The following is a 20,600-nucleotide window of genomic DNA, read 5'->3' on the forward strand; positions in this document are numbered from 1 at the left end:
CGTCGGCTGGTACGCTCGGCGCCATGGATCGCTACGCTGCCATGCAGTACTTTTGCCGCGTCGTCGAGCAGGGCAGCCTGGCCGCTGGCGCGCGCGCGCTGAACCTCTCGAACTCGGTTGTCACGAAGGCCATCCAGTCGCTGGAAGCCTGGACCGATTGCCGCCTGCTCGCGCGAACCACGCGCAGCATGCAGCTCACCGAAGCCGGTGAACGCTTCTACAGCTTCTGCCAGCGAACGCTGGCAGACACCGAGCGCACGCTGACCGATGTCCGCTCGGTGAGCCGCGGGTTGACCGGGCGGCTGGTCGTGGCGGCGCCGGTTTCTCTCACGCTGTCGCATCTACACGAGTATCTGCATGCGTTCCAGGCGCAACACCCGGGCATCGAGCTCGAGATGCGGCTGAACGACCGGCCGGTCGATCTGGTGCGCGAAGGCATCGACGTCGCGCTGCGCGGCCAGGCGCGGCTGGAAGATTCGAGCCTGGTGGCCATGCCGCTGATGGACCTGGCCCGCGTGGTGTGCGCCGCACCCGCCTATTGGGAGCGCCACGGCCGGCCCGCGACACCCGCCGACCTGTCGGGCCACAACTGCCTGCAGTACCTGCTGGGCGATGACCGCGATGAATGGGTGTTCGACGGACCGGACGGACGCGCGCGTGTGCGGGTGAGCGGCACGTTCCGCGCCGACAACAGCCTGCTGCTGATCGACGCGATGCGCCGGGGCGTCGGGCTGGGCCTGGTGCCGTCGGTGATGGTGAAGGATGCACTGGCCGATGGCTCGCTGCAGACCGCGCTCGACGCCTACGTGGCGCCGCCGCGGCGCCTCTTTGCGGTCTACCCGACGCGCGACCACCTGATGCTGAAGGTGCACGCGCTGGTCACCTTCCTGAAGCAGCAGTTGCCGCCGCTCACCCCATCAGTTCCTTCGGCAGCGCCGCCATGAACGATGCGAAGTTGGTCGAGCCCTGGCCGGGGCTCATGTGCTCGACCATCAGTTCGGCCGCCGCCCTGGCATCGCGCCGCTGAATCGCGTCGAGCAGCTTGGAATGCTGCTCCCATGACGACTTGAGGCGACCGAACGCGGCAAAGGCGTGGCGCCTGTAGGCGCCGGTCTGCGAACGCATCCGCAGGATTTCCTGGCGCAGGTAGGGATTGCGCGCCCCCTGGTAGAGCGCCTCGTGGAAGCGCCGGTTGTGCTCCTGCCAGGCCTTGACGTCTTCTTTCTTGACCGCGGCGGCGGCGCGCTCGTGCGACTTGGCGAGGTCGAGCCGCTCTTCGGGCGTCATGCGCTCACAGGCCAGCCGCACGCACAGGCCCTCGAGCTCGGCCAGCAGCTCCCACATGGCCAGCAGCTGGGTCATGTCCATCTTCGCGACGACCATGCCGCCACGCGGCAGGCTTTCCACCAGGCCCTGGGCCTGCAGTTGCAGCAGCGCCTCGCGCACCGGCGTGCGCGAGACCTCGTAGGCCGTCATCAGCGCCTGTTCGTCCACCGTGTCTCCGGGCAGGAGCGTGCCGTCGCGGATGGACTCCTCGACCGCAAGGCGGATGCGTTCAGCGGTTTTCATGGGGCGAGCTCCCGTAAAACAACGATTGAATAAAACATTTTTGTGAGTTATAAATATATTTATAGACCTCATCCATCTTTTAATTTTACCTGCTCCAGAGAGAGCGCACGGTGCCAGGAGACCGCTTTGACCGACCCCACCCTCGAGCCATGGAAGACATGGGTCACGCTGAGCCTGCAGTTGCATGGCATCGATGCCGCACCCGGACTTCAGGTCCGCGCGGCGCGCACGTTGGCACGGCTGGCGCCCATGGCAAGCCGTCTGGCCGCCGGCACCACACCGCCGTTCGACATCCGCCCCGTGGAGCACGCGCATGAGTGATGCGGGCACGCCCTCCATCGCCGCGCTGCGCCGGTCGATTGCCACGGGTGCCAGCTCGGCCGACGAAGCGCTGGCCTTGCAGCGCGAGGCCTTCGAGCGCGGCGCTGCCATCCATCGCTGCGTGGTCGAGCGCGCGACGGACAGCCGGCCGGTCGCGCATGCGCCGCTCTCCGGCATCGCGATGGCGCACAAGGATGTGTTCGGCACAGGGCTGCGCGCCGCAGGGCAAGGACGACCGGAAGGCGCTGCGGCCGATGCGTTGATCAGCCCTCCTTCCGCCCCGTTGCAACGCCTCTCCGAGCGTGGCGCGACCTACCTCGGCGCCCTTGTGATGGCGGAGTACGCTTGCGGCGCCACCGCGGAGAACCCGCACTTTCCCGCACCGCTGAATCCGCTGGACCCGGCGGCGGCGGTCGGCGGGTCGTCCAGCGGCTCGGCGGTGGCGGTGGCTGCCGGCTTGTGCCGGGCCTCGCTGGGGACGGACACCGCGGGATCGGTGCGCATTCCCGCATCCACCTGCGGCGTGGTCGGATTCAAGCCCGGCGCCGGCGCGATCGACGCGGGTGGCGTGTCGCAGCTGGCGCCGTCGCTGGACACCGTCGGCGTGGTGGCGCGCTCGGTGTCGGATGCGGCCCATGTGTTCGCGGCGCTGCTGCCCGACGAAGCGCCGATGGCGCAGCGTCTGCTCAGCATGGAAGGCATCGAGGAAGACCTGTCGCGCCACCGCCGCTGGCGCGTGGCGTCGGCACTGGACCAGCCCGACCTGCGCGACGACGTTGCAAGCCGGCTCGGGGCCTTCGAATCTCGCGCCACCTCGCACGCAGTGGCATGGCACCGCGCGTCCTTGCACGGGCTCGACGAACTGTCGTGTCTTGCCCAGATCGTGCTCCACGTCGAGGCCGCGGCCACGCATGCGCACAGCGTGCGCCAAGCACTCGGCTCGCTGGCGCCGATCACGCAGTCGATTCTCCTGCCGGGCTGGGCCGTCCCGGCCGCCTGGTACCGGCAAGCCTGCGAAGCCCGCGCGGGCTGGCGAGACGCCTTCGTCGCCGGGCACCTTTCGCAAGCCGACGTGCTGCTGTTGCCTTCGCTGCCGCGCGGCGTGCCCGACGCGCAAACGGTGACCACCACCTCCGACCGCTTCGACCCGCGCGAACTGGTCGCGCTGCACCGTTACCACGCCTTCGTGAACTACCTAGGGCTCCCTTCGTTGTCGTTCCCGATCGGCACCGATGCGCGCGGCCGGCCCGTCTGCATCCAGGCCATCGGTGCGCCGGGCGCCGAGGCCGAGCTGCTGGCCTTCGGGCACCAGTTCGCCGCGCCGACGGGCGCTCCTTCCGTTCCCGCGGCGCGCAACGTCCGTCGCGCCAGCGCCCTGCTTCATTGACTTCCCACGGAGAAACCATGCCCAAGATCAACGCCTCCCCTGCCCTCGCACGCTTTCGCGTGCTCGACCTGTCCCGCGTTCGCGCCGGCCCCACATGCGTGCGCATCCTTGCGGATTTCGGCGCCGACGTGATCCGCATCGAGCCCCCGGCGGGTGTCGACCCGAACGAGGCGATGTTCGCAGCCGACCGCTGGGGCGGCGACTTCCAGAACCTCAACCGCAACAAGCGATCGATGACGCTGAACCTCAAGAAGCCGGAAGGGCTCGAGGCCTTCATGCGGCTGGTGGAAACAGCCGACGTGGTGGTGGAAAACTGGCGCCCCGACGTCAAGGCGCGACTGGGCATCGACTACGAGGCGCTGCGCGCGGTCAACCCCCGGATCATCCTCGCGAGCATCTCGGGCTTTGGCCAGGACGGTCCCTATGCCTGGCGCCCTGGCTTCGACCAGATCATCCAGGGCATGGGCGGACTGATGTCGGTCACCGGCTTTCCGGCGCAAGGCCCCGTGCGCGCCGGCCTCGCGGTGGCCGATTCGGGCACCGGCGTCTATGCAGCAGCGGGCATCCTGATCGCGCTGCTGGAGCGCGAGCGTTCCGGGCAGGGGCAATGGGTGCACGGCTCGCTGCTGCACACGCAAGTGGCACTGATGGACTTCCAGGCCGCGCGCTACCTCAACGACGGCGACGTGCCCGCCCAGGCAGGCAACGACCACCCGACGAGCAGCCCGATGGGCCTCTTCCAGGCCAGCGACGGCGTGTTCAATCTCGGCGCGTCCGGCGAAGGCAACTGGGTACGGTTGTGCGAATGCCTGCAGGCTCCGCAGCTAAGAGCGGTGCCCGAATTCGCCACCGAGAAGCTGCGTGTCGAACACCGGCTGGCACTCAACGAGGCCCTGGCCGAGGTCTTCAAGAACCAGACGGTTGCGCACTGGGTCGAACTGCTGAACCGCGCCAGTGTGCCCGCCGGCCCCGTCTATTCGATCCCACAAGTCTTCGAGGACGCCCAGGTGAACCATCTGGGCATCGCGCAGGATGTGGAAGCGGGCAATGGCCGGCGCTACCGGCTGGTGTCGCAGCCCATCACGCTGGCGCGCACGCCAGCGCGCATCGCGCACGCCGCCCCGGCCTGGGGCGAGCACACCACCGAGATGCTGACCGAGATCGGCTACACGCCTTCCGACATCGAACAGCTGCAAGCGAAGGCTGCGGTATGAGCGAAGGACACATCCGGACCGAGACCGCAGCGGGGGTCGGAACCTTGGTGATCAGCCATGCGCGCAAACACAACGCGATGACGCTGGCCATGTGGCAGCAGCTCACCGAAGCCGTACAGGCGCTGGCCGACGACCGCGCCGTGCGCGTGATTGTCGTCACCGGTGAAGGCGACGCCGCTTTCGTCTCGGGCGCCGACATCAGCGAGTTTGCGCAACAGCGCAGTGGCACCGACGCCGTGGCCGCCTACGACCACGCGGTGGCGACCGCCCAGCGCGTGCTGGCCGAATGCGCCAAGCCAACGGTGGCACGCATCCAGGGCATCTGCATGGGCGGCGGCATGGGCATCGCCCTCGCCTGCGACCTTCGCTTCGCCGCATCGAACGCGCGCTTTCGCATGCCGGCCGCGCGCATCGGCCTGGGCTACGCGTTCGAGGGCATGCAGCGGCTGGTGAGATTGCTGGGCGCACCGCCCACCTTCGACCTGTTCTACACGGCGCGCAGCCTCCACGCTCCCGAGGCGATGCGCCTGGGCCTGGTCAACGACTGCATCGACGCCGAGATCTTCGACGCCGAAGTGGCGTCACGCGTGGCGCTGATCGCCCAGAACGCGCCGTTGGCGTTGCGGGCCGCAAAGGCCGCGATTCTCGCTACGCTGGAGCCCCCGACAGCGCAGGCCCGGGAAGCGATCGACGCAATGGTGCGCCAGTGCTTCGCCAGCCGGGACTACGCCGAGGGCCAGGCTGCATTTGCCGAGCGGCGCGCGCCGCATTTCGAAGGGAGCTGAACCGATGACCGCCACCCTGCAAGAGAACCCGTCATGAGCAATCCACGCGTCCCCTTTCAACTCTCGTCCGAGCGCCCACCGTTGATGCCGCTGGACGGCGGCCACATCCTCGCGCACATCGTCGTGAACGTGGAGCACTGGCCTTTCGACCGCCCCATGCCGCGCACGCTGCTGACGCCGCCGCACGGCAAGGAGACGGTGCCCGACGTGCCGAACTTCAGCTGGGCCGAGTACGGCCTGCGCTGCGGGCTGCCACGCATGATCGAGGCGCTGCGCAGTCGCGGATTGCGCGCGTCCGCCAGCCTCAACGCCTCCGTGATCGATTCGCACCCGAGCGCCGCGCAGGCCATCCTGGAGGCCGGCTGGGAATTCATCGGCCACGGGGTGCAGCAGCAGTCGCTGGCGCAACTCGACGGGCACGCCCAGGCGGAAGCCATCGTGAAGTCGCTCGACCGCATCGCCGTCTTCACCGGCGTTCGTCCGCGCGGCTGGCTCTCGCCCGGGCTGCGCGAAGCGGCGGACACACCCGACATCCTCGCCGCCGCCGGCATCGACCATGTGTTCGACTGGTGCCTGGACGACTTGCCGTGCTGGATGCAAACCGAGCACCGTTCGCTGATGGCCCTGCCCTACATGCTGGAGGTCAACGATTCGGTGATCTATGCGGTCGAGAAGCACTCCTCGCCCGAAATGAAGCTGCGGCTCGAACGCACCCTGGAGGTCTTTGCGCGCGAAGTCGCCCGCCTCGGCCAGCCCCGGGTGCTGGCCATCGGGCTGCATCCGCACCTGATGGGCGTGCCCCACCGCTTCGGCGATTTCGAAGCCATGCTGGACCTGCTGCTCGCGCACCCGATGGTGCGGGTGGTGACGGGCTCGTCCCTCCATGACTGGTACGCCGCGCAGGTCCCCGCGCCGGCGCCGCTCGTTGCCCGGTCCGGCGACGTCCCCTTTGTCCCGATGCCTCAATGAACGCCATCGACACCCTCATCGCCCACGTGCGCTCGCGCGATTTCGACTCCCTGCCACCCGAAGTGGTGAATGCGGCGCGGATGTTCATCTACGACACCATCGGTGTCGGCATTTCCGGCTCGCGCCATCCGCGCATGCCGGCCCTCAAGCAGGCCGCGCAGTCCCTGGGCGACGGCGACGCCGTCACGGTCTGGGGCAGCGGTGAGAAGCTGCCGTTCCCGTCGGCCGTGATGCTCAACGCCTACCAGGTGTTCAACCAGGAGTTCGATGCGGTGCACGACGTCGCCGTGGTCCACGCCTTCGCCTGCATCGTGCCGGCCGCGCTCGGCTATGCCCAACGCGAAGGCGGCGTCTCGGGCAAGGCGTTGATCACGGCGGTGACGTTGGGACTCGACGTGGCCATCTACGTCGCGCTGGCGCAGCGTGCGCCGATGCGCTTCTTCCGCCCTGCCATGTGCGGCGGCCTCGGCGCCACGGCCGCACTGTGCAAGCTCGCCGGCATGGACGCCGACACGATGCACAACGCACTCGGCCTCATGTACAGCCACCTCTCCGGCACCATGCAGGCCCATGCCGAGGGCTCGCCCGCGGTCGGCCTGCAGGTGGGCCTGAACGCACGCGCAGCCGTCACCGCCTTCGAACTGGCGCGTGCCGGCTTCCCGGGACCACGAGACATCCTGGAGGGCCCGTTCGGCTACTTCGCGCTCTATGACTTCGGCCAGTCGCGCTGGGCCGACGTGGCGAACGACGTCGGCCAGGTCTTCCAGATCGCGCGCATGAGCCACAAGCCCTACCCCACCGGCCGCGCGACCCATGCGGGCGTCGATGCGGTCGTCGATCTCATGGCCGCGCACGGCTTCGGAGCGGACGACGTGGAAACCGTGCGCGTGCATGCCTCGGCGCTGATCGCGCGACTCGTGGGGCGGCCGGCGCAGCCTGGCATGGACTCGGCCAGCGCCAAGCTCAGCATGGGCTACGTGGTGGCCACGGCACTGCGCAAGGGCCGGGTGGGCATCGAGGCCTTCGACCCGCCCGCGTTGAACGACGCGCGCACCTTCGAGTTGGCACGCCGGGTCGAGGTGCTGGACGACGGCAACCCCAACCCGAACGCCCTGGGCCCGCAAGTGGTCGAGGTGGTGCTCAAACGGGGCGACACGCTGCGGCTGGCCGTGCCGCACTTTCTCGGCAGCCCCGGCCGGCCGCTGCCCGCGCCGGATCAGCAGGCCAAGTTCATGGCCTGCTGCGCCTCGGCCAAGCCGCGCCTGCCGCCGTCCCAGGCCGAAACACTGGATTCGGCACTGCGCCGGCTCGAGGAACTGCCTGACGTGCGCGAACTCATCCCAATGATGACGGCGCCCGCCTGACACCCCGGGGCCGCCCGGCCCCTTTCGCTTCTTTCCGTTCCCTGCATCGGTCGTTCATTGCGCCCTCGTGGCCGCAAGGGATGCGCGCGCTCGCGCGGCCGATGCCCCACTCACCCTGCCATCGAGATACACCATGAACCGTTCTTCCGACAACTACCAGGACATCCGTGACGCCGTGCGCGCGCTGTGCGCCGAGTTTCCCGACGAATACCACCGCAAGATCGACGAGCAACGCGCTTACCCCGAAGCCTTTGTCGATGCACTGACTGCCGCGGGCTGGCTGGCAGCGCTGATCCCGCAGTCCTACGGCGGTTCCGGCCTCGGGCTCGCGGAAGCCTCGGTGATCATGGAGGAGATCAACCGCTGCGGCGGCAACTCGGGCGCCTGCCACGGCCAGATGTACAACATGGGCACGCTGCTGCGCCACGGCAGCGAGGCGCAGAAAAGCCGCTACCTCCCAAGGATCGCCAGCGGCGAGCTGCGGCTTCAGTCGATGGGCGTGACCGAGCCCACCACCGGCACCGACACCACGAAGATCAAGACCACGGCCGTGCGCAAGGGCGACACCTATGTCGTCAACGGGCAGAAGGTGTGGATCTCGCGCGTGCAGCACTCCGACCTGATGATTCTCTTGGCGCGCACCACGCCGCTGGCCGAGGTGAAGAAGAAATCCGAAGGCATGTCGATCTTTTTGGTCGACCTGCACCAGGCCATCGGCAACGGCCTGACCGTACAGCCGATCGCGAACATGGTGAACCACGAGACCAATGAGCTGTTCATCGAAAACCTGGAGATTCCGGCAGACCACCTGATCGGCGAGGAAGGCCAGGGCTTCCGCTACATCCTCGACGGGCTCAACGCAGAGCGCACGCTGATTGCCGCGGAATGCATCGGCGATGGCAAGTGGTTCATCGACCGCGTGACCGGGTATGTGAAGGACCGTGTCGTGTTCGGCCGCCCCATCGGTCAGAACCAGGGCGTGCAGTTCCCGATTGCCGAGAGCCACATCGAGGTGGAAGCCGCCGACCTCATGCGCTGGCGTGCCTGCGAGCTTTTCGACGCCCGACAGCCTTGCGGCGCGGAAGCGAACATGGCGAAGTACCTGGCAGCCAAGGCCAGCTGGGAGGCCGCCAATGCGTGCCTGCAGTTTCATGGCGGTTTCGGCTTTGCCAACGAGTACGACGTCGAACGCAAATTCCGGGAGACCCGGCTCTACCAGGTGGCGCCGATCTCGACCAACCTGATCCTCGCGTATGTCGCGGAACATCTGCTCGGTCTGCCGCGCTCGTTCTGAAGAAGCCAGGCTGGGGCTGCAACACAAGTGGAAGCGGACACTCAGGCGGGCCAGATTGAGTGTCGGCAACCCGCCTGGAGCCGCCGTACGCGAAGGACTGCCATGCAACGAATGCCCACGTCGGACTTGCAGCCACCGACGTCAAGCTCGAGAGCCTGATTGCTACTGGGAGCATCGCGCCGTCAGTCCCACGTCCGATTCCCTCCTCGCTGAAATTGCCGCCGGTACGCAGAAGGCGTCGCCCCCACGATCTGTCCGAAGCGGCGCGCGAACTGCGTCGGCTCTCCGAAACCGGTGCTTTCACCGATCTCCGCCGCAGAGGCGCCGGTAAAGACCAGCAGCGTCTTGGCGCGCTCGATCCGGCGTTCGGTCACCAGCTCCAGGAAGGTCTTGCCCGTTTCGCTCTTCAGCAGGTGGGCCAGATGCGTGGGCGACACATGGCTCGCATGCGCCGCATCGCCCAACGTCAGCTCCTGCGCGAGGTTGCGGCTGATGTAGCGGATGCAGCGCAGCACCGCCGGCCGGTACGACTGCAGGGCCATCCCCTGCGCCTCGCAGTTGCGAAACTCCTCGCCGTAGCGCCGCCACACCATGCCGATCAGGTGAAGCAGATGGCTGCGAATCAGCAGGTGGCTGGCGGTGTCTTCGCCCGGCGGCCGCTGCGCTTCCTGCGCCATGTGTTCGCACAGCGCTTGGAGCTGGTGGGTCTCGGTTTCATCGAAGCGGAAATCCAGGCAATGCTGGAACCGGAAAGGCGCGAGCTCGGGCGCGCGTGACAACGGCACCTCCGACAGCTCGAACACGTCGAGGTCAAGTGACGGCAGCAGGTAGTCCTTGCTGATGTTGATCACATGGAACACGCCGTCGGCCGCGTTCGGGATGTAGTGAACCAGGAAGGGCAGCACGAAGCTCACCGTGCCGGCGCCGATGGCGCGCTGGTTGCCGCCGATGTAGTGCGTGGTCTCGCCCCGCGTGTTGACGTAGATCTGGAAGTACTCGTGCCGGTGCGGCACCGGATTCGGCAGGCAGTTGCTTTGGTCGTGGATACCGAAATAGGCGCGCTGCGCCCGCGCTGCCATCGTGTAGTTGCTGATGGCGGCACGCGCGGCACCGGCGCGGGGCGGCGGCACGAATTCGTCGGGGGAAGGCGTGGGTGGCATGAAGAGCTGATCTCAAGATCGCAAGGATTGCATATCTTTGCGCAAGCCTGCGCGTTGAGGTGAGAAGGCCTCGTTCCTAGACTCTAGCCACTCCTTTCCAAACCTTCCAGAGAGACAAACCCATGTCCCCCCACCCGACGGCCGAGCGCGCGACCGATACCCGTACCGACGCCCTTCAAGTCCAGCCCATCTCCATCGACATCGTGGACAGCGACCAGCGTTTTCCCGTGCGCCGCGTCTACTGCGTGGGCCGCAACTACCTGGCCCACATCCGGGAGATGAAGGAAGGCGACGAGCGCGATCCGCCGTTCTTCTTCCAGAAGCCGTCCGACTCGGTGGTGACCGACGGGCGCGTGCCCTACCCCACGCTGACGGACGACTTCCAGTTCGAGTTCGAACTCGTCGTGGCCATCGGCACTCATGCGTCGAACGTGACGCCCGAGGACGCGCTGGATCACGTCTTTGGCTACGCTGCGGGCCTCGACATGACAAGGCGTGACCGCCAGCGCGAATGCAACAAGCGCGGCCTGCCGTGGGAACAGGGCAAGTCTTTCGATCACTCGGCGCCCTGCGGCCCGATCCATCCGGTGGCGAAGGTCGGGCACATCCGCTCGGGAACACTCAACCTCTCGGTCAACGGCGCGGTGCGGCAAGACTCGGTGCTCGAAAAGATGATCTGGAACGTCCACGAGATCGTCAGCGAGCTGTCCAAGCAATACCGCCTGCTGCCCGGCGACCTGATCTTCACCGGGACGCCCGAAGGGGTCGGCCCGGTGCAGCGCGGCGACAAGCTCACCGGCCGCATCGACGGGCTCGCGCCCCTGCAGGTCGAGATCGTCTGAGCCCGCAACAGCACACGGAGACACCATGAAACCACTCGAACGCATCTCGTACTCGTCCATCGCGGATCGCCCCGCACTGAAGTTGCCCGGCGGCAAACGACTGGCCGTCTGGGTGATCGTCAACGTCGAGGAATGGAACATCGACGAGACCATGCCCCGCACCGTGCTGACGCCACCGGCCGGCGGTTCGCCGATGCCCGACATCCCGAACTGGGCCTGGCACGAGTACGGCAACCGCGTCGGCTTCTGGCGCATGCTCGAAGTGATCGACGCACTCGGCATCAACGCCACGCTCGCCATCAACGGTTCGGCCATCGGCGCCTACGAGCCCATCGCCAAGGCGGCGAAGGAACGCCAGTGGGAGTTCATCGGCCACGGCTTCGGGCAACGCAACATGCAGAAGGTCCCCGACGAGGTCGAGGACATCGCCAGGACCACCGAGGCCATTCGCGCCTACACCGGCAAGCGCCCGCGCGGCTGGCTCGGCCCGGGGCTCACCGAGACCTGGCACACGCCCGACATCCTGGCCGAGCAGGGCTACGAGTACGTGTGCGACTGGGTGCTCGACGATCAGCCGGTGCGGCTGAAGACGCGCGACGGCGGCACGATCGTGAACGTGCCCTACACGCAGGAATGCAACGACGTGGCAATGATGCTGATCCAGCATCACAAGGCCAGCGAGTACCGCGACCGCGCCATCGACCAGTTCGAACAGCTCTACGCAGACGCAAAAGACTCGGCCCGTGTCATGGCGCTGGTGGTGCACCCGTACATCATGGGCGCGCCGCACCGCCTGCGCTACTTTCGCGAAGCGCTGGCGCACATCCAGCAGCATGAGGACGTGGCCTTCCTGACCGGCGAGCAGATCCTCGACTGGTACGGCGCGGCGAGCCCCGCTAGCACCGCTGCGTGAACCCTCGCCGGCACAGCGCCGGCGACCCCGTGCAACGAACGAACAACAAGCAGATTTCTCGCTCGGCGAGAAGGAGACAACACGTGCATTCCTCAACCTCGGTCATTTCCCCGGCCGGTGGCGCGCGCCGCGAGGCCCCCATCACCGCGTTGGAGATCGGCATGTTCCTGGTGCTGCTCGCCTCGTACGCGCTCAACGCGATGGACCGACAGATCTTTCCGCTCATCGCCGCGGACGTGCGCAAGGAGTTCGGCTTCAGCCTGGCAGACACCGGCTTGCTGTCCACCATCTTCACGCTGGGCATGGCCGTGGCCGGCATTCCGACCGGCTATCTGCTGGCGCGGCTGTCGCGCAAGACGGTGTTGCAGATCGGCATTGCGATCTTCTCGCTGGGCACGCTGCTGGCGGCCTACTCGTACGGCTTCGCCGACATGATCGTCTACCGGGCCGTCACCGGCATCGGCGAAGCGATGCAACTGACGGTGGTGATCGCCATTGCCGCGAGCTACTTCGCGCGCTACCGGGCCACCGCCGTGGGCGCCATCAACTTCTCTTTCGGCATCGGCGCGATCCTGGGGCCGCTGCTCGGCGGCCACCTGATCGGCGTCGAGCGCGATTGGCGCCTGCCGCTCATCGTGTTCGGCGTCGCGGGCTTCGCGGCCATGGCGATCATCGCGCTCACCGTGAGCAAGCGCATGACCGAGAACGTGGCGGCCACCGGCGGGCGCACCGACCAGCGCGGCGCCACCACCCTGTGGAACCGCAACACAGCCCTGCTGACTGGCATGAGCGTCATCGGTGGGCTCTGCATCTACGGCTACCTGGGCATGTACCCGACCTTCCTGCGCGAGCACCTGCACTACACGCCATCGGACACCGGCCGCGTGATGAGCATCTTCGGTTTCGGTGTGTTCGCATCGATCTTCGGCGGCTGGCTCGGCGACCGCTTCCATCCCAAGCTCGTGCTCTCGGCGAGCTTCATGGGCACCGGCCTGCTGGGCTTCCTGATGTTCTCGGGCCCCACCGACATCGTGGTGCAGTCGGCGCTGTCCTTCGCGTGGGGTTTCGTGGTGAGCGGCGTGCTGTACGTGAATCTGGCGGGGTATCACATCAAGGCGGTGCATGCCTCGCTCACGAGCCGCGCCACGGGCGTGTTCGTCACCACGCTGTACGGCGCGGGTGCAGTCGCGGGCTTCATCATCGGCGGCATCGCCTCGCGCTTCGGCTGGAGCACGGCCGGACTGGTGCAGATCACGCTGCTGGCGGCTGTCGGCGTGCTGCTCACGCTGCTGCTGCACACCGACCGCATGTCGCTGCCGGCACGCAAGCCGTGATGCTGCTCGACGGGGCGCTGCTCGGCGGCGCCGCGGCCCTGGCCGGCGCACTCAATGCCGTGGCGGGCGGCGGCAGCTTCCTGACGCTGCCGGCACTGGCGATGGTCGGCGTGCCGCTGGTGTCGGCCAACGCCACCGGAACCGCCGCGCTGCTGCCGGGCTACCTGGCCGGTGCCTGGGCATTGCGCAAGGAACTTTCGGGCCCGATGTCGCCTTCGCTCCTGCGGTTGGGTGTGCTGTCGGTGCTCGGCGGCGCGGCCGGTGCGGCGCTGTTGCTGTCGACCTCGAACCATGCCTTTGCCCGCATCGTGCCGTGGCTTCTGCTGGCCGCGACGCTGCTCTTCGCGATCGGGCCCGGCCTGGTGCGCCGAAGGCTCGCCGCCGCCGACAACAACAACAAGCCGCGAGGCCGTTGGATCGCCGACTTGGGCATCGCCGCGGTCGCCGTCTATGGCGGCTACTTCAACGGCGGCCTCGGCATCCTGCTGCTCGCCGTGCTTGGTGCGCTGGGGCACACGGACATGGGACGCATGAACGGCATCAAGAACTTCGTCTCCGCGATCCTGACGCTGATCGCCGTCGCCATCTACGCGGCCAGCGGCGCGATCGTCTGGACGCACGCGCTGTGGATGGCCCTCGGTGCCACGGTGGGTGGCTATGCCGGCGGCATGGCGGCACGGCGGCTGAAGCCCGAGGTGGTGCGCGGCTTCGTCGTGCTGACGGGGCTGGCGATGACGGCGGCCTTTCTTCTCAAGGCGTATTGAACGGACTTTCGTTTCTTTCTTCTTTCCGTCACTTCAATCACTCGGTCGACCCATGAAAACAACCAAGAGAGACTTCACCCGTTTTGTCGGCGCCTTGATGGTCGCCGCCACCGGTGCGCCGGCGCTCGTCGGCTCGGCATCGGTATCGGCCCGCACAGCGCGTGCGCCCGCATCGCCCGCCATCCGGCGCGGCAGCTACCTCATCCGCAACGGCGCGGTCATCACGGTCGACCGCAGCAAGGGCGTGCTGCCGCGAGCCGACGTGTGGGTCCGCAACGGCGTGATCGAGAAGATCGGGCGCGGCCTGAGCGCACCGGCTGGCGCAGAGATCATCGATGCGACCGACATGATCGTCATGCCGGGCTTCGTCAATTCGCACTATCACATGTGGAGCGCCATCGGGCGCAGCTTCACCGCGCGCGACGGCGGCTTCTCGTACTACCCCGCCAAGAACGCGACCTCGACCCTGTACACGCCCGACGATTTCTACAACAGCGTGATGCTGGGCTGCGCCGAGCTGGCGAACGACGGCACGACGACCGTGCACAACTGGTCGCACAACACCCGCTCTCCCGCCCATGCCGATGCCGAGCTGCGTGCGCACCAGCACGCGCTGCTGCGCGCCCGCTACGCCTACGGCCACGTCGACAAGATGCCCGCCGACGAACTCAACCGCTATGACGATCTGGCCCGCGTGCGACGCGAATGGTTCGGCGAGCGTTCGCCTTTCGACGGGCTGGTGCACCTGGGGCTGAACCTGCGCGGGCCGCAGCAGAGCACCGACGCCGTGTTCCACGAAGAGATGAAGGCCGCCAAGGCCAGCGGCTTGCCCGTTGCGATTCACGCGCCGCAGGAGGCACCGAACAACGTCGATGCGGTCGACTATGAACGGCGCGGCTACCTGGGCCCGGATTTCATGCTCGCGCACTACGTGCCCGCCAGCACGGCCGACCTGGCGGCGATGGCGCGCACGAAAACGCCGTTGTCCTTTGCCACGCATTCCGAACTGCGGCTCAGCGGTACCGGCGATGCACGTGCCGCGCTCTTCGCGATGCGCAACGCGGGCCTGACCATTTCGCTGTCAAGCGATGCGACCTCCATCGCACCGCCCGACATGTTCGAGGCCATGCGCTTCACCTGGAACCTGGGCGTGCCGTGGGCCGGCACGCCCAGCGCGCAGTCGAAGGCGATCGGCGTGCCCGAGGCGATCGAGATGGCGACCCTCAACGGCGCCATCGCGATGGGGCTGGGCGAGGTCACCGGCTCGATCACCGAAGGCAAGCGCGCCGACCTCATCCTGGTGCGCACGCAAGACCTGAACATGGGCCCGGTCGGCAATGTCGAGACCGCCATCGTGCAAAGCGGCAGTGCCGCCAACGTCGACACCGTGATGGTCGACGGGCGGATCGTGAAGCGCAACGGCAGACTGCTGGCCTACGACACACGCGGCATCATGCGGCGCGCGCGGCAATCGGCGGACCGGATTCGCGCTGCGGCGAGCGAGGCCCTGAAGGCCTGAAGCTCTTGCTGCCATTCGCACGCGGCGTACACGTCGGCGGTCGAGCGGTTGGCGGGCCGACACCGGGAAAACCGAGTCACCGAGTCACGAACGGCTGCAGCAGATGGCGACGCGCCCGCCGCAGGAACTCAATGCCCGGCGCCGAGCCTCAGCACCTGCCCGGTCAGAAACTGCGCGCGCGGGCCGGCCACGTAGTCGAGCAGCGGCAGGCAGGCCTGTGGCACCAGGCCGTGCGACAGCTCCAGCGCATTGATGCGCAGCCCGTGCGCGCCCCATTCGGCGGCCAGCGTGGCCACCAGCATGCGGGCCGCATCGGCGTCGCCGGCCAGTGGCCAATCGAGCCCCGGTTCGGACGCAGGCAGCAGCAGCGTGAGACTGGCCAGCGCGGCGTGGCGCGAACGAAAGCAGCGAGCCGCATCGAACACGGCATCGAGCCGCGTGCCGGGCTGTGCCTCTAGCGCGCGCGCGTCGATGACCGCCAGACAGCCCGCGCGGTCGAGGTGGCCTGCATGCGCGCGCACCCACACGCCCAGTGCCGCATGCCAGGCCGGCTCGCGCACGGACTCGAGATGCGGGCGCAAGGGCGCATCGAACGGAAGCAGCAGATGCGCGCCGGCCGGCAGCGGCTGGCTTCCTCCGCACACGGACGAGCCGCCGTCGAGCACCAGCAGTTGTCCGGTGAGCACGCGCGCGCCGGGACTGGCCAGAAAGCACAACGCGTGCGCCATGTCCTCAGGCTCGGCCATCCGACCCAGGGGAATCTTCGAAACCGCCTGCGCCGGGTTCAGCCGACCGCCCTCGATCAGGCGCTGCACGAGTTCGGTGCGCACGAAGCCCGGTGCCAGCGTGGTCACCGTCCAGTCGGGCCGGGCTTGCGCCAACGCCCGGCTCTGCGCGATCAGTCCCGCCTTGCTGGGGCTGTAGAGACCGCGCCACGGAATGGCGCGCAGGCCTGCACCGGACGCCACGTTGACGATGCGCGCCCCGGGCCGCAGGTGCGGCGCACAGGCCTGCACCATGCGCGCCGGCGCGGCCAGGTTGAGCGCGAGAAGGCGAGCCGCCGAGCCGTCGTCATGGCCCGACGTGGCCTCGGCGCCACCGGCCGACAGGCCAGCGTTGTTGATCAATGCATCGAGCGGCGGAATCTCGTGCCCCAGGCGCTCGATCCGCGCCGCATCCGTCAGGTCGGCCACGAGGCGCATCGGTGGCACGGCATCGGCCGGCCACGCAGCTTCGAGGCGCTGCAGCGCCTGCGCATCGGCGTCGACCAGCACGCAGCGCCATCCTGCGCGCGCCAGGGCCAAGGCCGTGGCGCGGCCGATGCCCGCAGCAGCGCCGGTGAGCAGAACGGTGGGCATCAGGTGCCGCGTACGTCGCGCAACAGCGCGTACACGGCGTCGTGCGGCGCGGCCCTGCCGACCGGCTGGCGCACGCCGAACAGGGCGGCGTCGTCCTGCGTCAGCTCGGGCCGTGTGCGCTCCTCGATCCAGTCGTAGACCACGGTCCGCGCGGCCACGCGCCACTCGCCGCCACGACGTTCGAAACGGTCCACGTAACGCCCGCAAAGGAAAGTCTCGAGGTCCGGGCGTGTGGCCGTGGCCTGCAGCGCGAAGAAGCTGCTTTCCACCGCAGCCACCTCGCCATGCAGTTCGATCAGCACGTTGGTGATCTGGTGGACGCGGCGTCCGCCTTGCCGCAACCTGGGCAGCGCCTGCGCGATGAAGCCGGCGGCGCTGCCGTTCCACGCGCCGTGACAGTCCGTGGCGTCCTCCCAGTAGGCCGAACGCAAGGCGGCCTCGTCGCAGCGGTCGATGCCGCGGCAATAGCGCAGCAGACAATCGCGAATCGCCTCGCGGTCCAGCAGCGACTGCAAGGCCACCGGCATCGGCTTGGGTGTACTCATGCAGCAGTGGGCGCGGCGCGCCGAAACAGCAGCACCAGGTTGCCCTCGGGATCGCGCAGCGACAGCACGGCCCCGTGGTCGCCCATGTCGCGCAGGCCCAGGACCTGCCCGCCGGCGGCAACGATGCGTTCCTGCGCGCCCTCGAAGTCGTCCACCTCCAGCACCATCACCAGCCCGCTGGTCGCGGGTGCGGCCTCTTCAAGACAGGCCAGGGCCACGTTGGTGTTGCCCAGGCCGTATTGGATCCAGCGGTCGCCATCGCGGAACTTCATCGGCAGGCCGAGCGCGCCTTCGTAGAAGGCATTCAGGCTGGCGGGCTCCTTCGCCACGACGAACACGTTCTGCACGCGCTTGGGCGATGCGACGGCGCCGCTCACAGCGAGGTCTCCGAAGCGCCGCCGTCCAGGCGCAGCACATCCGCGTTGAAGAAGCGCGAGCCGTCACCAGCCAGGAAGCAGATCGCATCGGCGATGTCCTCCACCGTGCCCAGGCGGCCCAGCGGTGTGCGTGCGATCCGCCTGGCATCGAGCTCTGCGTTGCGATGCTTGGCCGTGCCCTCGGTGGGCACGGCACCGGGCGCGACCGCGTTCACGCGGATGTTGCGCGCGCCCAGGTCGGCCGCCGATGCGCGGGTGATGCCCAGCACGCCGGCCTTGATGCCGCTGTAGACCACCGACCGCATCGGCGACTTGAAGGCCGCGATGGACGCCACGTTGATGATCGAGCCACCGCGCTCCGGGTCCATGACTTCCGCCGCGGCCTGGATGCCCCAGATCACCGACTTGAAGCCGATCTCCACCATGCGGTCCATGACCTCCGGCGTGATCTCGGCGAGCGGCTGGTAGCGCACCCAGGCGGCGTTGTTGACCATGATGTCCAGCCGTCCCGCGTCGCGCACGAACTGCGCGACGGCCTCGCGCATGCCTTCGCGCGTCGACACATCGCAGGGCAGCCCGATGGCCTGGCCGCCGAGCGCGCGGATCTCGGCCACGGCCTCCTCCACGAATTCGGGCTTGAGGTCGTTGATGCCGACCGTGGCGCCCAGGCGGGCCATGGCGCGTGCGGTGGCGCGACCGATGCCGTGGCCGGCGCCGCTGATGAAGGCCGCTCGGCCTGAAAGAGACATGGTCATGGGTGGGCTTTCGTGAGGGGTGGCTCGGGCACCAGCAGGGCGTCCAGCGCATGCGCGCCGCGCCCCTGGTCCAGCACCATCAAGGGGTTGATATCGATCTCCGACACGCTGTCGGCATGGCGCACGGCGAATCGCGACAGCGCCGCGATGGCCTTCGCCGCCGCCGGCACATCGGCCTTCGGCCGGCCGCGCGCGCCGTCGAGCAGCGGGAAGGCCTTGAGCGACTGCAGCATGGCGGTGGCCTGCGCCTCGTCCACGGGCGCCGGCTGCAGCGCCACGTCCTTGAAGATCTCGGCAAAGATGCCGCCCAGGCCGACCATCACCATCGGGCCGAACATCGGGTCCTTCTTCGTACCCAGGATCAGCTCGACGCCGCCTTGCACCATCTGCGCGACGAGCACGCCGGCGATGCGGGCCGCGGGCGCCTTCTGCGCCACGCGTGCGAGCAGCTGGTCGTACTCCTCGAGCAGTTGCGCTTCGGACCGCACGCCGACGAACACGCCGCCGACCTCGGTCTTGTGGGCGATGTCGGGCGAGACGATCTTGAGCACCAGCGGAAAGCCCATTGCGCGCGCCGCGGCGAGCGCCTCGTCGCGGTTGGCGGCAATCGCCTCACGCGGCACGGGCAGGCCGGCTTCGGCCAGCACGGCCTTGGCGCTCGCTTCGGTGGCGAAGGCCTGTGCGGCCAACGGCGCGCGCTCGATGGCCGGCACCGCCACCCGTGCAGCGTCGCGCGCTCCGAAGCGCAGCAGGGCCGCCAGGGTCGCGCAGGCCGCGTCGGTGCCTTCGACCACGGGGAACCCCATCGCGTTGAGCGTGGCCCGCACCTCCTGCGGCGCGCGAGCGCACAGGAGGATCAGGCGCGAAGGATGGTCCTTGCGCACCTGTTCCAGCGCGGCAAGAAACACATCGCGCAGCCGGGGCACATGGAAGGCATTGGCCGACTGCAGGATCAGCGCATCGCAACTGGCATCGCGCGCCACCGCATCGAGCATCTGGGCCAGGACCTCGGGCCGGCTCGACACCTGCGCCGTCATGTCCACCGGGTTGGAGGGCGCGGCGAAGGGCACGACCGACAGGATGCGTTCCTGCGTCTGCGCGGCGAGCTTGGGCAGCGCCAGGCCTTGCGCGCTGGCCGCATCGGCCAGCAGCACGCCGAAGCCGCCGGAGGCCGTGAGCACGGCCACGCGGTGGCCGCCGGGCACATGCGCAGGACCGACGACCGACAGCGCATGGCCAACTTCGAGCAGCTGCTCGATGCTGGGCACGCGGATGGCGCCGCCGTTGCGCAGCACGGCATCGAACACCGCGTCGGAACAGGCCAGCGCGCCGGTGTGCGAGGCCGCCGCCTCGCTGCCGGCCTCCGAGACGCCGACCTTCAGAACCACCAGGGGTTTGCCCGCCTCCCGGGCCATGGCCATGGCCTGCGTCAGCTTGGCGCCGTCGCGGCAGGTTTCCATGCAGCAAAGGATCACGCGCGTGCCAGGGTCGGTTGCCAGCGAAGCGATGGCATCGGCGATGTCCACGTCGCATTCGTTGCCCGTGGTCAGCATGCGGCTGACGCCCAGGCCGCGCTCGCCGGCCAGGCGCAGGGTGAAGCTGCCCAGGTTGCCGCTTTGCGAGACGATGCCCACCGGGCCGGCGACTGGAAAGGACGACTCCAGCGCCACCGAGAAGGTGGCGATGCTCTTGTCGGGCACACCGATCGCGCCCAGGCAGTTGGGGCCGACCACGCGCAGGCCGGTGGCGCGGGCGACATCGCCGATCTGCGCCTGCAGGCGGCTGCCCTCCTCGCCCATCTCGGAAAATCCGGCCGACAGGATGACCGCGGCTTTCACGCCGCGCCGGGCGCAGTCCTTCACTGCATCGAGCACGCCCGCGGGCGGCACGGCGACCACGGCCAGCTCGGGCACTGCGGGAACGTCGTCCAGACTGGCATAGGCCGGCAGCGACTGCACGAGGCCCGCCTTGCGGTTGATCGGATAGATGCCACCCGCGTAGCCGTACTTCTGCAAAAACTGCAAGGGCCGGCCGCCGATCTTGGTGACGTCGTCCGACGCCCCGAAGATGGCGATCGAGCGCGGCTTGAACAGCGCGTCCATGCCGCGCCCCACTTCCACGACCGGCATC

At 68.4% G+C, this 20,600-nt stretch carries 20 protein-coding genes; 13 read left to right on the top strand and 7 right to left on the bottom strand.

What is annotated here, in order from left to right; genetic code table 11:
- Positions 1-23 precede the first annotated feature (23 nt).
- Positions 24-944 (top strand): LysR family transcriptional regulator, encoded by a 921-nt coding sequence (locus AC07OX_RS04620; RefSeq protein WP_495260035.1) that lies wholly within the window; start codon positions 24-26, stop codon positions 942-944.
- Here the strand turns inward: AC07OX_RS04620 and AC07OX_RS04625 are convergent.
- On the bottom strand, positions 910-1,569 hold the full coding sequence (locus tag AC07OX_RS04625) for a GntR family transcriptional regulator (RefSeq protein WP_062469590.1): 660 nt from the start codon (positions 1,567-1,569) through the stop codon (positions 910-912). The genes AC07OX_RS04620 and AC07OX_RS04625 overlap by 35 nt on opposite strands.
- 126 nt (positions 1,570-1,695) lie before the next feature.
- Between AC07OX_RS04625 and AC07OX_RS04630 the strand changes: the two genes are divergently transcribed.
- The 7 genes from AC07OX_RS04630 to AC07OX_RS04660 all read left to right on the top strand — a co-directional run bounded on the left by AC07OX_RS04630 (position 1,696) and on the right by AC07OX_RS04660 (position 8,903).
- Positions 1,696-1,890, top strand: coding sequence for a hypothetical protein (locus AC07OX_RS04630; RefSeq protein ID WP_070061249.1), 195 nt, complete (start codon positions 1,696-1,698; stop codon positions 1,888-1,890).
- Positions 1,883-3,277: an amidase gene (locus AC07OX_RS04635; RefSeq protein ID WP_495260036.1), complete on the top strand. Its 1,395-nt coding sequence runs from the start codon at positions 1,883-1,885 to the stop codon at positions 3,275-3,277. The genes AC07OX_RS04630 and AC07OX_RS04635 overlap by 8 nt, the downstream gene beginning before the upstream one ends.
- A 17-nt stretch (positions 3,278-3,294) precedes the next feature.
- Positions 3,295-4,491 carry a CaiB/BaiF CoA transferase family protein gene (locus AC07OX_RS04640; RefSeq protein WP_495260037.1) on the top strand — a complete coding sequence of 399 codons (1,197 nt, stop codon included), beginning with the start codon at positions 3,295-3,297 and terminating at the stop codon, positions 4,489-4,491.
- Entirely contained in the window at positions 4,488-5,276 is a 789-nt protein-coding gene (locus tag AC07OX_RS04645) for an enoyl-CoA hydratase (RefSeq protein ID WP_495260038.1), read from the top strand. Before AC07OX_RS04640 ends, AC07OX_RS04645 begins: the two co-directional genes overlap by 4 nt.
- A 33-nt stretch (positions 5,277-5,309) precedes the next feature.
- Positions 5,310-6,245 (top strand): polysaccharide deacetylase family protein, encoded by a 936-nt coding sequence (locus AC07OX_RS04650; RefSeq protein ID WP_495260039.1) that lies wholly within the window; start codon positions 5,310-5,312, stop codon positions 6,243-6,245.
- The gene (locus AC07OX_RS04655; RefSeq protein ID WP_495260040.1) at positions 6,242-7,609 is read left to right on the top strand and encodes an MmgE/PrpD family protein; all 1,368 of its coding nucleotides are present in this window, start codon (positions 6,242-6,244) and stop codon (positions 7,607-7,609) included. Before AC07OX_RS04650 ends, AC07OX_RS04655 begins: the two co-directional genes overlap by 4 nt.
- Positions 7,610-7,742: 133 nt before the next feature.
- Positions 7,743-8,903, top strand: a complete 1,161-nt coding sequence (locus AC07OX_RS04660; protein ID WP_070061255.1) for an acyl-CoA dehydrogenase family protein — start codon at positions 7,743-7,745, stop codon at positions 8,901-8,903.
- Between the two features lie 182 nt (positions 8,904-9,085).
- Here the strand turns inward: AC07OX_RS04660 and AC07OX_RS04665 are convergent, their stop codons facing one another.
- On the bottom strand, positions 9,086-10,063 hold the full coding sequence (locus AC07OX_RS04665) for an AraC family transcriptional regulator (RefSeq protein WP_255221086.1): 978 nt from the start codon (positions 10,061-10,063) through the stop codon (positions 9,086-9,088).
- Between the two features lie 122 nt (positions 10,064-10,185).
- On the opposite strand from AC07OX_RS04665, the gene AC07OX_RS04670 reads away from it, so the two are divergent.
- From AC07OX_RS04670 to AC07OX_RS04690, 5 genes are all read left to right on the top strand, one after another.
- A complete protein-coding gene (locus tag AC07OX_RS04670; protein WP_495260041.1) occupies positions 10,186-10,905 on the top strand; it encodes a fumarylacetoacetate hydrolase family protein in 720 nt (239 codons plus the stop codon).
- 25 nt (positions 10,906-10,930) lie between these two features.
- Positions 10,931-11,818, top strand: a complete 888-nt coding sequence (locus AC07OX_RS04675; RefSeq protein ID WP_495260042.1) for a polysaccharide deacetylase family protein — start codon at positions 10,931-10,933, stop codon at positions 11,816-11,818.
- Positions 11,819-11,901: 83 nt separating this feature from the next.
- Positions 11,902-13,152, top strand: coding sequence for an MFS transporter (locus AC07OX_RS04680; RefSeq protein WP_495260043.1), 1,251 nt, complete (start codon positions 11,902-11,904; stop codon positions 13,150-13,152).
- 2 nt (positions 13,153-13,154) lie between these two features.
- Positions 13,155-13,916, top strand: a complete 762-nt coding sequence (locus tag AC07OX_RS04685) for a sulfite exporter TauE/SafE family protein (RefSeq protein WP_495260404.1) — start codon at positions 13,155-13,157, stop codon at positions 13,914-13,916.
- Positions 13,917-13,968: 52 nt separating this feature from the next.
- Positions 13,969-15,435 (top strand): amidohydrolase family protein, encoded by a 1,467-nt coding sequence (locus AC07OX_RS04690; RefSeq protein ID WP_495260044.1) that lies wholly within the window; start codon positions 13,969-13,971, stop codon positions 15,433-15,435.
- 128 nt (positions 15,436-15,563) lie between these two features.
- Here AC07OX_RS04690 and AC07OX_RS04695 read toward each other — a convergent pair whose 3' ends face one another.
- Genes AC07OX_RS04695 through AC07OX_RS04715 form a run of 5 tightly spaced genes read right to left on the bottom strand, consistent with a single transcriptional unit; the run spans position 15,564 to position 20,599 of the window.
- On the bottom strand, positions 15,564-16,793 hold the full coding sequence (locus AC07OX_RS04695; protein ID WP_495260045.1) for an SDR family NAD(P)-dependent oxidoreductase: 1,230 nt from the start codon (positions 16,791-16,793) through the stop codon (positions 15,564-15,566).
- Positions 16,793-17,338, bottom strand: a complete 546-nt coding sequence (locus AC07OX_RS04700; protein ID WP_495260046.1) for a nuclear transport factor 2 family protein — start codon at positions 17,336-17,338, stop codon at positions 16,793-16,795. The genes AC07OX_RS04695 and AC07OX_RS04700 overlap by 1 nt, the downstream gene beginning before the upstream one ends.
- Positions 17,335-17,715 (bottom strand): VOC family protein, encoded by a 381-nt coding sequence (locus tag AC07OX_RS04705; protein ID WP_495260047.1) that lies wholly within the window; start codon positions 17,713-17,715, stop codon positions 17,335-17,337. Before AC07OX_RS04705 ends, AC07OX_RS04700 begins: the two co-directional genes overlap by 4 nt.
- The gene (locus AC07OX_RS04710) at positions 17,712-18,470 is read right to left on the bottom strand and encodes an SDR family NAD(P)-dependent oxidoreductase (RefSeq protein WP_495260048.1); all 759 of its coding nucleotides are present in this window, start codon (positions 18,468-18,470) and stop codon (positions 17,712-17,714) included. The genes AC07OX_RS04705 and AC07OX_RS04710 overlap by 4 nt, the downstream gene beginning before the upstream one ends.
- Complete coding sequence (locus tag AC07OX_RS04715; protein ID WP_495260049.1) at positions 18,467-20,599, bottom strand: acetate--CoA ligase family protein; 2,133 nt, start codon at positions 20,597-20,599, stop codon at positions 18,467-18,469. The genes AC07OX_RS04710 and AC07OX_RS04715 overlap by 4 nt, the downstream gene beginning before the upstream one ends.
- Between the last annotated feature and the right edge of the window lies 1 nt (position 20,600).

Source organism: Variovorax sp. GW821-FHT09D07 (assembly GCF_059416345.1).